Source organism: Terrabacter sp. 2YAF2, assembly GCF_052114705.1.
In the GTDB taxonomy this organism is placed as follows: domain Bacteria; phylum Actinomycetota; class Actinomycetes; order Actinomycetales; family Dermatophilaceae; genus Terrabacter.
Map to the genome: position 1 here is coordinate 35456 of NZ_JBFRFG010000003.1, position 12462 is coordinate 47917.

The following is a 12462-nucleotide window of genomic DNA, read 5'->3' on the forward strand; positions in this document are numbered from 1 at the left end:
TTGACCGATCCTCGCTCCCGAACCGGGGCACGCGTCGGCGTCGACGTGGGCAACGCCCGCGTCGGCGTCGCGGCGTCGGACGCCTCAGGGGTCTTCGCCCACCCGGTGCGCACCCTGCCCCGTGACCTCGAGGCCGACAGCGACGTCGAGGCGATCGTCGCGCTCGTGGACGAGCTCGCCGCGATCGAGGTCGTCGTGGGGTTGCCGCGCCTGCTGTCCGGCGAGGAGGGTGAGGCTGCGCGTGCCGCACGCGACTACGCCGGTCGTCTCGCGGCGCGACTGGGTACGGTAGGAGTGCGGATGGTCGATGAACGCTTGACCACCGTGGACGCGCACCGCAGACTACGCGACAGCGGCGTCCCGGGCCGAGGGCAACGGGCCGTCGTCGACCAGGCTGCCGCGGTGCTCATCCTGCAGTCGGCTCTCGACACGGAGTCGCTGTCGGGCCGTCCGCCCGGAGAGACCGTCACGCCAGGGGGCAAACGGAAGAAGGAACGTCGTCGATGAAGGACCATCTCGAAGCATCCATCTTCGGCGACCACGAGGACCTCGACCACGAGGACCTCGACCACGGTGTCGACGGTGTCGACGACGCGGCCTCCGTCGAGACGCACGACCCAGCCGTCGGCACGGCTGCAGCCCCTCCCTCGAGCCGGCGTGACCTCCGTGCGCAGGAGCTCGCGGGCCGCCGCCGCAAGGGCCGTCGTGCCGGACGAGCGGCATCCGCTGACGTGCCGCGCGGCCGACCCTCAGTCCTGCGCCGTCTCGTGGTCATCGTCCTCGCCCTCGCCGTCATCGGCGGCGGTGTCGGCGTCGCGTACAAGGTCCTGCGCCCCGTCGTCGAGGGGTTCCTCGCGTCCAACGACTACCCGGGCCCCGGCACCGGAGAGGTCCGCGTGACCATCGACGCGGGATCCAACGGCACGGCGATCGCCCAGGCTCTCGCCGACAAGGACGTCGTCAAGTCGAGCAAGGCGTTCGTCGACGCTGCGGGCAACGACCCCAGGAGTGCGGGCATCCAGCCGGGCATCTACACGATGAAGAAGCAGATGAAGGCGTCCGACGCCCTGGCGCTCCTCGTCGACCCCAAGAACCGCCTGGTCACCCGCGTCGTCATCCCCGAGGGTCTCTGGGCGAGTGAGATCTACGCCAAGCTGTCGGCGGCCTCCGGGATCCCTGTCTCCGAGTACGTCCAGGCGGCCAAGCAGGTCGACCAGCTCGGGCTGCCGCCGTCCGCCAAGGGCAAGATCGAGGGTTACCTCTTCCCGGCCAGCTACGAGTTCGGCTCCACGTCGACGGCCCTCGACCAGCTCAAGCAGATGGTCGCCGAGTCGACGAAGCGGCTCGAGGCGCTCGGGATCTCACCCGACCGCATGGAGCGCGTCGTCACGGTCGCGAGCCTCGTCGAGGGGGAGGCCAAGATCGAGGCCGACCGCTCGAAGGTCGCCCGCGTCGTCGAGAACCGACTCGCGGCCAAGATGTCGCTCGGGTTCGACTCGACGGTCAACTACATCTTCAGGAAGCGTGGCGTGCCGACCCAGGCCATGCTCGACAGCAAGAGCCCGTACAACACGCGCCGTTTCCCCGGACTGCCGCCCGGCCCCATCTCCAACCCGGGCGAGAGCGCGCTGCGCGCGGCCGCCAAGCCGGTGGCCGGCCCGTGGCTCTACTTCGTGACCGTCAACCTCGACACCGGTGAGACGAAGTTCGCCGCGACCTACGAGGCGCACCAGGCCAACGTCGCGCAGTTCCAGAAGTGGTGCACCGACAACAAGGGCAAGTGCTGAGCGAGGGGCGCGGCGGCGCCCGGCACTGTGCGGTGTGGGGCAGTCCGATCAGGCACTCGCTCTCGCCCGTGCTGCACCGTGCGGCCCATGCGGCCCTCGGCCTGGGTGACTGGTCCTACGACCGGCGTGAGGTCGACGAGGCCGGGTTCGCCGACGCCTTCGCAGGACTCGACGAGACGTGGGTCGGACTGTCGCTGACGATGCCGCTCAAGGAGGTCGGGCTGCGGGCTGCGGGCACGGTGAGCGACATCGCCGCGGCGACGGGCGCCGCCAACACGCTCGTCCGCGACGTCGACGCCGCAGCCGGCTGGACCGCGCACAACACCGACGTCCACGGCATCACGATGGCCTTTCGGCTGGCCGGTTGCGCCGACCCCGCGAGCGTGCTCGTCGTCGGTTCCGGCGCCACCGCCCGCTCTGCGGTCGCGGCCCTGACCGGACCGCACACCACGATCGTGTTCATGGTCCGCGAGGGGGTCCGTCCCGAGACGCTCGCGCAGGTCGAGGCCGTCGGTGCGGCCGTGCACGTCGTCGGCATGGGGGACTGGTCCGCGGCGGCCGATGTCGATGCGGTCATCAGCACGGTGCCGCCCGCGTCGGTGCCGGGGCTGGACACCCTTCCCGGCGCAGCGGGTCGCGTGCGTCGACCCGTCGTCCTCGACGTGGTCTACGGGTCAGGGGTGACGCCACTGCAGCGGGCTGCCCGTGAGTGCGGCTGGAGCGTGGCGGAGGGCACCGACATGCTCCTGCACCAGGCAGCCGAGCAGGTGCGCCTCATGACCGGTCAGCCGGCTCCGCTCGAGGCGATGTCGCAGGCCCTGCGGGCCGCCCTCCAGGCGGGCCAGGCGTCGGGCCACGACACCTCCGACGACCGGTGATCGCGCCGATGACGTGGGCCGGGGCCTCCGGGGCGCCCTGGTGGTTCGTCGGGCTCCTGGCCGTGGCAGGCGGGCTCGTCGGAGAGGTGCTCCGGCGTCGGCTCGCGACGGGTGGCTACCGCCTCGACGACGAGACCGGGCCGCTCCCTCGGGTGTCGTCGCGGATCGTGCCGGTCGCGCTGGCGCTGCTCTGGGCGTTGCTGGCGTGGCGCTTCGGGCCCCTGTCGGAGTGGGCACTGAGCCCTGCCTACCTCGCGTTCGCCTTCGTGGCGCTGGCCCTGACCTGGATCGACGCCGACGTGCACCGCCTGCCCCGAGGGCTGACGCGGCCGGCCTACCCGCTGCTCGTCGCACAGCTCGCTCTGGCGTCGCTCGCCTCGGGCGACTGGGCGGCGCTGCGCAGGGCGGCGATCGCCGGCGCCGTGCTGTGGCTCATCTACTTCGTGCTGGCGCTCGTGGCAGCACTGCTGGGCAGCGGCTTCGGCTTCGGCGACGTCACGCTCGCCGGCCTGGTCGGTCTGGCGACGGGCTACGTCAGCGTCTCGACGACGCTCGTCGCGTCCTACGCCGCGTTCATTCTCGCGGGGCTCTACGGGCTCGTGCGCCTCGTCCTGCGCCGCGGCTCGCGCAAGGACGACATCGCCTTCGGTCCGTGGATGCTGCTCGGCCTGCTCATCTCCCTCGTCGTGCAGGTGCGCCCGCTGCTCTGACGGAGACCGCCTGCCGCGACCGAGGCCGGCGGTCCCGCGGAGCGGGCGGGTCGGGGGCACGGTCGGACCGCGTGGGAGGATCGGGGCATGTTGCGTTGGTTGACGGCCGGTGAGTCGCACGGGCCCGCACTCGTCGCCATGATCGAGGGCCTCCCCGCGGGGGTCGAGGTCGGCGCGAAGGACCTGCAGGCCGCCCTGTCCCGCCGGCGCCTGGGCTATGGCCGCGGTGCGCGGATGAAGTTCGAGCAGGACGAGGTCGAGTTCCTCGGCGGTCTGCGTCACGGGCTGACCCTGGGGTCGCCCGTCGCGGTGCGCATCGGCAACAGCGAGTGGCCGAAGTGGACCACCGTGATGAGCCCCGAGGCCGTCAGCGACGAGGCGTATGCCGCATCCGACGACGTCAACGCGGAGAAGGAGGTCGCGCGCAACAAGCCGCTGACCCGTCCGCGACCGGGCCATGCCGACCTCGTCGGCATGCAGAAGTACGGCCACGAGGACGCGCGCCCGGTGCTCGAGCGCGCCTCCGCGCGTGAGACCGCGGCCCGGGTCGCCCTGGGCGAGATCGCGGCCCGCTTCCTGGAGCAGTCCTACGGCATCCGCCTCGTCTCGCACACCGTCTCCATCGGTACCGCCGGCGTGCCCGAGGGCGCCGCCCTCCCGACCCCCGACGACGTCGAGCGCCTCGACGCCGACCCGGTGCGCGCCTTCGACCCCACGGGCTCGGCCGCGATGGTGGCCGAGGTCGACGCGGCCCGCAAGGACGGTGACACCCTCGGCGGCGTCGTCGAGGTGCTCGCCTACGGCCTCCCGCCCGGCCTCGGTTCGCACGTGCACTGGGATCGCAAGCTCGACGGCCAGCTGGCCCAGGCCCTGATGAGCATCCAGGCGATCAAGGGTGTCGAGGTCGGCGACGGCTTCGAGACCGCCCGCCGCCGCGGCTCCGAGGCGCACGACGAGATGGAGCTCGTCGACGGCGTCATCACCCGCCGCACCGGGCGCGCCGGTGGCACCGAGGGCGGCATGTCGACCGGTCAGGTGCTCCGCGTCCGGGCCGCGATGAAGCCGATCAGCACGGTGCCTCGCGCACTGTCGACGGTCGACGTCGCGACCGGCGAGGCAGCCACGGCGATCCACCAGCGCTCCGACGTGTGCGCCGTGCCCGCCGCCGGCGTCGTCGCAGAGGCCATGGTCGCGCTCGTCCTCGCCGCGTCGTGCCTCGAGAAGTTCGGCGGCGACTCCGTCGCGGAGACGGCACGCAACCACACGGCATACCTCGACGGCATCCGGAAGGGGCTGCGCACGTGGTGAACGAGACCTCCCGCGGTCCGGTGGCCGTCGTCGTCGGTCCTCCCGGCGCGGGCAAGACCACGGTCGGGCAAGCCCTCGCGACACGTCTCGGGGTGGCGTTCCACGACGTGGACGCCGCGATCGAGGCGGCGCAGGGTCGCTCGATCTCCGACATCTTCGTCGACGACGGCGAGTCCGTCTTCCGCGAGCTCGAGCGGGCCGAGGTGGCCCGCGCGCTCGCAGAGGAGCCTGGCGTCGTCTCGCTCGGCGGGGGAGCGGTCATGGACCCGTCGACCGAGGTCGCCCTCGCGGGTCACGCGGTCGTCTTCCTCGACGTCGCCATCGCCGACGCGAGCAAGCGCATCGGCTTCGACCGCTCTCGTCCGCTGCTGTCGGTCAACCCGCGTGCGTCGTGGGTGCGGATGATGAACGAACGGCGCCCCACCTACGAGCGCGTGGCGACCGTGCGCGTCGACACGGCGGGCCGCACGCCCGACGAGGTCGTCGACGTCGTCGTCGCCGACCTCGAGGCGGCCCGCGCGTGACCGCAGACAGTCCGACCACCATCTCAGTGGGCGGCGACTACGACGTCGTCATCGGGTCGGGCGTGCTGGAGCGCGTCGGTGACCTGCTCGGCGCCGACGTCGAGCGCGTGCTCGTCGTCCACCCGCCGACGCTGCCAGAGCTCGCGTCGCGGCTGACCGCAGCTCTGACGGGGCGAGGGTATGCCGTCCACGTCGCCGAGGTGCCCGACGCCGAGGCCGCGAAGACGTCCACCGTGGCAGCCGACCTGTGGTCGCTGCTGGGACAGGCCGGCTTCACCCGGACCGACGCCGTCGTCGGGATCGGCGGTGGCACGGTGACCGATCTTGCCGGCTTCGTCGCCGCGTCCTGGCTGCGCGGCGTCCGCGTCGTCCAGGTGCCGACGACCCTGCTCGGCATGGTCGACGCTGCCGTCGGCGGCAAGACCGGCATCAACACCGCCGAGGGCAAGAACCTCGTCGGGGCCTTCCATCCGCCGACCGGGGTGCTGTGCGACGTCGACGTGCTTCTGACGCTCCCCGAGGCCGACCTCGTGGCCGGGCTCGCCGAGGTGGTCAAGTGCGGCTTCATCGCCGACCCCGTCATCCTCGACCTCGTCGAGGCAGCGGTGACCGCCGGCTCCGCCGTCGCGCGCAGCGCCGCCAACCCGCACCTGCGCGAGCTCATCGAGCGGGCCGTCCGGGTCAAGGCCGAGGTCGTCGCCGCCGACCTGCGGGAGAGCTCGCTGCGCGAGATCCTCAACTACGGCCACACGTTCGGCCACGCCATCGAGCAGGTCGAGCACTACACGTGGCGGCACGGTGAGGCGATCAGCGTCGGGATGGTCTACGTCGCCGAGCTCGCCCGCCTGACCGGGCATCTCGTCGGCCCCGAGGGCGATGCGCTCGTGGCGCGCCACCGATCGGTCCTCGAGTCGCTCGGGCTGCCGACCACGTATGCCGGGGGACGCTGGGACGACCTGCTGACCGCGATGCGCCGCGACAAGAAGTCCCGCGGCTCGACGCTGCGCTTCGTCGTGCTCGACGGCCTGGCCCGGCCGAACCGCCTGGCCGGCCCTGACGACGCCCTGCTGCAGGCGGCATACGGCCTCGTGTCGCGCCGCGCCCACGCGTCCGCTCACTAGACTCCCCGGCATGACGGCACCCACGGTCTTCGTCCTGTCGGGCCCCAACCTCAATCGCCTCGGCACCCGCGAGCCGGAGGTCTACGGCTCCGACACGCTCGACGACGTCCACGCCGCGGTTCAGCGCGAGGCTCGCGACCTGGGTCTCGTCGCGGACTGTCGCCAGACCAACCACGAGGGCGAGCTCATCGACTGGCTGCACGAGGCCGTCGACATGGGCGCCGACGTCGTGCTCAACCCGGGAGCCTTCACGCACTACTCGTATGCCGTCCGCGACGCGTGCGCCATCGTGACGACGAGCGGGCGCAGCCTCGTCGAGGTGCACCTGAGCAACCCGGCGTCACGCGAGGAGTTCCGGCACACGTCGGTCGTGGCGGGGGTCGCCACGGGTACCGTCGCCGGGTTCGGCCTGCAGTCCTACCTGCTCGCGCTGCGCGCCCTGGTCTAGGCGCACGTCCGACAGGTCGGTCACCCGCGGGCGATGACCTGGTGGAGGTGCCAGTGCTTCGGGCCGGAGGAGGTCGGTCCGTCTCGCTCGTCCTCGCTGAGAGTGACGACGTCCAGGGCCGGAGTCCCACCCGTGGTTGTCCACACGCGGGCCGGCAACCGGCGGGGCCGTGGACGGGGGACCTACGTCACTGCCCCTCCCCGTGGAGCAGTGACGTAGCGGCTGGGGGTGGTCACCTGGCGGGTGGTGGGGGTGCGGCGGCTACGTCAGTGCTCCGGTGGGTGGAGCAGTGACGTAGCGGCTGGGGGTGGTGACCCGGCGTCTGGTGGGGGTGTGGCGGCTTCGTCAGCGCTCCGGTGGGTGGGGCACTGACGTAGCGGCTCGGCATGTCACCTGGCGCCTGGGGACGAATGGCAGAGCGACGCGGGCCAGGAGCACGTCGCAGTCGCGGATCCTCTCGATGTCGTGGAGCCTGTCTGTCGGTGGACAAGGTCCCGATTGACCGCCAACGCCTCCATCCGGGGCACGACGGTGTGGTCGCCGTCGAAGGTTTGAACGCGCCAGCCAGCTTGTTGGGTCTGGATCAGAGATATCGTCCCCATGCATGGACATGCTCAAGGGCGAGCGCATCGCCGAGGCCAAGTTGACCGACTGGCGCAAGCTGGCCCAAGGACTGCACGCCCGCTACGTGGTCGACGACTTCGGCACCGGCGCGCGGTTCATCACGGCGGTGGGCGAGGCGGGCGACGCGCTCGGCCACCACCCACGCGTGTCGATCGGCACTCGGCACGTGGATCTCGAGCTGGTCAGCGACGACGCCATCTACCGCGACGACGAGGGCACCGAACACGTCGTCGAATGGGTGACCCAGCGGGACGTCGATCTCGCGCGACGGATCAGTGAGATCGCCGCCGACCACGAGATCGCAGCGGACCCGCACTCGGTCAGCGAGGTCGAGCTCGGTCTCGACACCGCGCGCTCCGCGACCATCGCGCCGGTGTGGGCCGCCCTGCTGACCGGGAGCGCCAAGTCCCAGGGCCGCGGGACACCCAGCGACGAGGTCCGGGACGCGACGGCACGGGTACCGAACCTGTGGTTCGGTGACGCCGACGAGCAGGAGAACCAGCGTCAGCCGTTCCACATCGAGGTCTACGTGGCGCCCGACGTGGTCGAGCAACGGATCGCCGCCGTCCTCGCCGCGGGTGGGACCGTCGTCGATGACAGCAACTCACCTTCGCTCACCGTGATCGCCGACCAGGACGGCAACAGGGGAGTCCTGTGCGTGGACGTGTCTGCTGCCACGAAGGATTGAGCCGCACCGGCCCGTGATCTGTCACGATCGAATCCATGGTGAGATCGCGGGGGTCCGCGGATTACGTGGAGGCGTCGGGGTGGCGTGCGCGCCATCCTCGCCGGTCGTGGCTCCGGACGGCGCGGCTCAACGTCGTCGGGTGGTCGGCGCTTCTCGGGACGTGCCTCGTGGCTGCCGCGGCGGGCGTCGCAGCGATGACCTCCCTTGGCCGGCCGGGCTCGTACGGTGCCGCGTGCGCGGTGGTTCCACTGGCTGCGGTGGTCCTCGTCGATCGCAGGCGATGGCGGCGGATGAGGTCGAGTCTTGGCTGGGGTGGATCGGCGGAGGATGTCGCCCGCATCGTCTCTCTGCTGGAGGCCCGCGGGATTCAGACGCGGGTCCTCATCGACGTCGTCACGAATGCGTGGGGCGAGCCTGCGCGTCCCGGGGATGACGGGTCGACGCCCACGACGGCGTCCCTCGAGTACCTCAACCGCGACGGTGCCGCGGTGGCAGAGCTACTTCGCGCTCGCGGCATCCGGCCCTGACCCGTCTCACCGTGCTGCGGGAGGACTGAAAGCCGACCAGGCCCGGCGGGCGCCCGCCCGTGGCAGTCTGCTGGGGTGAGTGCAGACGCAGAGCTCGTCGTCAGTGCGATGGCGATCAACGTGACCATCCCGGAGACGCTGCGGTGGACGGACACCCGCCGCGGCCAGACCTTCCGGCTCGACACCCTCAACGTGCGGATGCTGCCGAGCGGGCACCTCGCAGCCAAGGCGTACGGCCGCCCGGTCGACGGCGGTCGCGGGGCGTACGTGTCCTTCGCCGTGCCCGACCGCCCGGAGCTGGCGGCCCTCATCGACGCCGCGGCCGACCGGGCCGGGACGATGTGGGCAGCCCACCACGGGCTCCAGTGACGCGTCAGTTCGCGCCGAGGGCCTCAGGCAGAGGCTCGGTGTGCACGATGGTGAGCTCCGACACGGCGCGGGTCAGCACGACATAGAGCCGCCGCAGCCCGGTGCGCTCGTCGGGCTCGGCCGCCGCGATCGCAGCGGGCTCGACGACGACGGTCCGGTCGAACTCGAGGCCCTTGGCGACGCTCGCCGGAACCACCTCGACCTGGTGGTCCTCGTCGTCACCGTGGTCGCGGTCGAGCCGCCCGTGTCCGACGCCAGCCGCCGCAAGCGCCGCCGACACCGAGTCGACGTCCCGGTCGGGGGCGATGACGCCGACCGAGCCGGGCACCGCAGCGGCGCGTGTGACAGCGGCGACGACCTCGGCCGCGAGCCCATCCGTCTCGGCCGGCCGGATCTCGAGCCGGCCGGGGTTGTCGCGCACCGACACCGGTGCACCCAGCCCCGGCGCCATCAGGGGCAGCAGGCGCGCGGCGTACTCGATGACCACGGCGGGCACACGGAAGCCGCGGTCGAGGACGACGAGGTCGTGGTCGTCCTTGCCGAGGTGACGCATCGCCTCCTCCCACGACCCGGTCGCCCACGGCGTCGTGCCCTGGGCGATGTCGCCGAGCACCGTCACCGACCCGGTCGAGCAGCGCCGTCCGACGGCCCGCAGCTGCATGGGGGAGAGGTCCTGGGCCTCGTCGAGCACGACGTGACCGAGGCTCGGCTCGCGCCGCAGCAGGTCCTCGATCTCGTCGAGGAGGGCCATGTCGGCGCGCGACCAGCGGGCCGCACCCTTGGTGCGAGCGGGCTTGTCCCACAGCAGGATCGACTGCTCCTCGGCAGTGAGGTCGTCGCCGGCGGCCGTCCTCAGGGCGTCGCCGTCGGACCACAGCCGGTGCAGCACCGACTGCGGGTCGAGCGCCGGCCACACCGATGCGACGTACTTCTTCACGGTTGCGGACCTCGCGACGGCGTCCTGGACGCGGTCGTCCGGGGCGTCACCGGCCCGTTCCATCTCGAGGAGGATGTGGTGCGCGAGCCGCTGGGGGAGCAGGTCGCGCGCGGCTGAGTAGCGCACCCCGCGTGCTGCCAGCTCGTCGACGATCTCCGCCACCTCGTATGCCGGCACGCGCCACTTGCGCACGCCGCGCGGCACCACGAGCGCCTCCGTCGGGCGCTCCAGCCGCGACCAGACGGCGCGGCGGAGCACCGTCGCGAGCCGGGCGTCGCCCTTGAGGGTGGCGACGTCGACGGGCTCCTCGGCCCGGACCGCGCCGTGGGCGAGGAGGGACTCGATCGTCGCGTGTCCGACCCGGACCTCGCCGAGCGACGGCAGGACGGCGCCGATGTGGTCGAGGAAGGCGCGGTTGGGTCCGACGACGAGGACCCCGGAGCGGTCGAGGCGCTCGCGGAACGAGTAGAGCAGCCAGGCAGCACGGTGCAGTCCGACCGCCGTCTTGCCGGTGCCCGGGGCCCCCTGGACGCAGACGCTGACGGCGACGTCGCTGCGGACGATCTCGTCCTGCTCCGGCTGGATCGTCGAGACGATGTCACGCATCGGGCCGGTGCGTGGACGCTCGATCTCGGCGGCGAGGATGGAGCCCGCCGACCCGTCCGGCTGCGCCGGCTCGCGCAGGTGCTCGTCCTCGAACGCGGTCAGGCGCCCGCGATCGACGCCGAACCGGCGCCGCAGCACGACGTCCATCGGCTCGAGGGGCGACGCCCGGTAGAAGGCGGTCGAGATCGGGGCCCGCCAGTCCACGACGACCGGGTCGCCCGCCTCGTCGGAGACGTGGCGCCGTCCGATGTGGAACTGTTCGGCGGGCCCGCCTGCGGGGTCGACGTCGATGCGGCCGAAGAAGAGCGTCGTGCGCGGGTCGTCCTGGAGCGACGCGATGCGCCGCGCGAGCACCCAGCCGAGCACCTCGCCCGAGATGGCGTCACTCGCCTTCGACGCGTCGAGGGACTCGGCCAGCCGGCGCATCCGGGACAGCTGCTCGCGCGCGTCGTCGAGGTACGCCTGCTCCCGGGCCAGCTCGTCGGCGAGCCCGGGGGCCGGTGCCCCGACGGCGCGGTCGGCGGGGTCGGCGCGCGGGGACGGGGGCATGACGAAGCCGCCTTTCGTGGGCCGGGGGTCCGAGGGGGAGGAGTGAGCCTACACCGGGGATCGCCCCGGCGGCCGTGACGATTCCGCGATCAGGTGGCCTCCCGGCTAGACTCGTGCGGCAACTCCCCAAGTCAGTGAACGTCCGGGGCTCAGGCGTGCCCAGCGGCACCCGAACGGGCCGGCCGGCATACGAAAGTGGTTTGTGACGATGGCTTCGACCAACGACCTGAAGAACGGCATGGTGCTCAACATCGAGGGACAGCTCTGGTCCGTCGTCGAGTTCCAGCACGTGAAGCCCGGCAAGGGCCCGGCGTTCGTGCGCACCAAGCTGAAGGCAGTCCTGTCCGGCAAGGTCGTGGACAAGACGTTCAACGCCGGCACCAAGGTCGAGACGAGCAACGTCGACAAGCGCACGATGCAGTACCTCTACAAGGACGGCACCGACTTCGTCTTCATGGACACCGACACCTACGACCAGATCCAGGTGTCCGAGGCCGTCGTCGGCGACGCCGCCAACTACCTCCTCGAGAACCAGAACGCGATCGTCGCCACCAACGAGGGCCTGCCGCTCTACGTCGAGCTGCCCGCGTCGGTCGTCCTCGAGATCACCCACACCGAGCCGGGCCTGCAGGGCGACCGCTCGACCGGTGGCACCAAGCCGGCCACCCTCGAGACCGGCGCCCAGATCAACGTGCCGCTGTTCCTCGAGTCCGGCACCCGCGTCAAGGTCGACACCCGCGACGGGTCGTACCTCGGCCGCGTCAACGACTGAGCGGACGCGAACTCCCTTGGCAGCACGCAGCAAAGCTCGTACCCGGGCCCTCGACATCCTCTTCGAGGCGGACCAGCGCGGCCTCAACGCCGAGACGCTCCTCGACGAGCGCCTCGCCGACCGCGAGTCGCGGGCGGCGAACAACCCCTACACGTCGGAGCTCGTGCGCGGGGTGGTCGCCAAGTGGAACGACATCAACGCGGCGCTGACCGACTACAGCCAGGGCTGGACGCTCGAGCGGATGCCTGCCGTCGACCGCGCGGTCCTGCGGCTCGGCGCGTGGGAGGTCCTCTGGAACGACGAGATCCCCGACGGGGTCGCGATCTCCGAGGCCGTGGCCCTCGCCACGGACCTGTCGACCGACGAGTCGCCGGCGTTCGTCAACGGTCTGCTGGCGCGTCTGGCCGAGGTCAAGGCGACCATCGTCTGACACCCCACACGTCCGCCACGAAGCCGTCCGTTCGCGGGCGGCTTCGGGCGTTCTCGGGCGCACGCGTATGCGTGGATGGCTTCCGAGAGGGCACTGCACCGACGGACCGCCACGACACGGCGTCGGCGTCGGGTCCCAGCACGGGCGGCCGTGTTCGTGGCGGTCGGTCGGTTCGCGGCAGGCG

14 protein-coding genes are annotated in these 12462 nt (G+C 71.9%); 13 read left to right on the forward strand and 1 reads right to left on the reverse strand.

The window, feature by feature from the left end:
* The 11 genes from ruvX (at window position 1) to AB4030_RS04390 (ending at window position 8984) form a co-directional block, all read left to right on the forward strand.
* A complete protein-coding gene (gene ruvX, locus AB4030_RS04340; protein WP_442277967.1) occupies window positions 1-507 on the forward strand; it encodes a Holliday junction resolvase RuvX in 507 nt (168 codons plus the stop codon).
* Window positions 504-1787, forward strand: a complete 1284-nt coding sequence (gene mltG / locus AB4030_RS04345) for an endolytic transglycosylase MltG (protein WP_442277968.1) — start codon at window positions 504-506, stop codon at window positions 1785-1787. Before ruvX ends, mltG begins: the two co-directional genes overlap by 4 nt.
* The gene (locus AB4030_RS04350) at window positions 1781-2665 is read left to right on the forward strand and encodes a shikimate dehydrogenase (RefSeq protein ID WP_442277969.1); all 885 of its coding nucleotides are present in this window, start codon (window positions 1781-1783) and stop codon (window positions 2663-2665) included. Before mltG ends, AB4030_RS04350 begins: the two co-directional genes overlap by 7 nt.
* Window positions 2666-2673: 8 nt before the next feature.
* Window positions 2674-3375: a prepilin peptidase gene (locus tag AB4030_RS04355; protein WP_442277970.1), complete on the forward strand. Its 702-nt coding sequence runs from the start codon at window positions 2674-2676 to the stop codon at window positions 3373-3375.
* Window positions 3376-3462: 87 nt separating this feature from the next.
* Entirely contained in the window at window positions 3463-4683 is a 1221-nt protein-coding gene (aroC, locus tag AB4030_RS04360) for a chorismate synthase (RefSeq protein ID WP_442277971.1), read from the forward strand.
* Entirely contained in the window at window positions 4677-5207 is a 531-nt protein-coding gene (locus tag AB4030_RS04365) for a shikimate kinase (protein ID WP_442277972.1), read from the forward strand. Before aroC ends, AB4030_RS04365 begins: the two co-directional genes overlap by 7 nt.
* Complete coding sequence (gene aroB / locus AB4030_RS04370) at window positions 5204-6328, forward strand: 3-dehydroquinate synthase (protein WP_442277973.1); 1125 nt, start codon at window positions 5204-5206, stop codon at window positions 6326-6328. Before AB4030_RS04365 ends, aroB begins: the two co-directional genes overlap by 4 nt.
* Window positions 6329-6338: 10 nt before the next feature.
* On the forward strand, window positions 6339-6776 hold the full coding sequence (gene aroQ, locus AB4030_RS04375) for a type II 3-dehydroquinate dehydratase (protein ID WP_442277974.1): 438 nt from the start codon (window positions 6339-6341) through the stop codon (window positions 6774-6776).
* Between the two features lie 604 nt (window positions 6777-7380).
* Complete coding sequence (locus AB4030_RS04380) at window positions 7381-8088, forward strand: VOC family protein (protein ID WP_442277975.1); 708 nt, start codon at window positions 7381-7383, stop codon at window positions 8086-8088.
* 290 nt (window positions 8089-8378) lie between these two features.
* On the forward strand, window positions 8379-8615 hold the full coding sequence (locus AB4030_RS04385; protein ID WP_442277976.1) for a hypothetical protein: 237 nt from the start codon (window positions 8379-8381) through the stop codon (window positions 8613-8615).
* Window positions 8616-8690: 75 nt separating this feature from the next.
* Window positions 8691-8984 carry a hypothetical protein gene (locus tag AB4030_RS04390; RefSeq protein ID WP_442277977.1) on the forward strand — a complete coding sequence of 98 codons (294 nt, stop codon included), beginning with the start codon at window positions 8691-8693 and terminating at the stop codon, window positions 8982-8984.
* Between the two features lie 4 nt (window positions 8985-8988).
* Here the strand turns inward: AB4030_RS04390 and AB4030_RS04395 are convergent, their stop codons facing one another.
* On the reverse strand, window positions 8989-11076 hold the full coding sequence (locus AB4030_RS04395; protein ID WP_442277978.1) for a HelD family protein: 2088 nt from the start codon (window positions 11074-11076) through the stop codon (window positions 8989-8991).
* A 208-nt stretch (window positions 11077-11284) separates the two neighbouring features.
* Between AB4030_RS04395 and efp the strand changes: the two genes are divergently transcribed.
* Both efp and nusB read left to right on the forward strand, forming a co-directional pair.
* On the forward strand, window positions 11285-11848 hold the full coding sequence (gene efp, locus AB4030_RS04400) for an elongation factor P (protein WP_442277979.1): 564 nt from the start codon (window positions 11285-11287) through the stop codon (window positions 11846-11848).
* Between the two features lie 16 nt (window positions 11849-11864).
* Entirely contained in the window at window positions 11865-12278 is a 414-nt protein-coding gene (gene nusB, locus AB4030_RS04405) for a transcription antitermination factor NusB (protein ID WP_442277980.1), read from the forward strand.
* Window positions 12279-12462 lie beyond the last annotated feature (184 nt).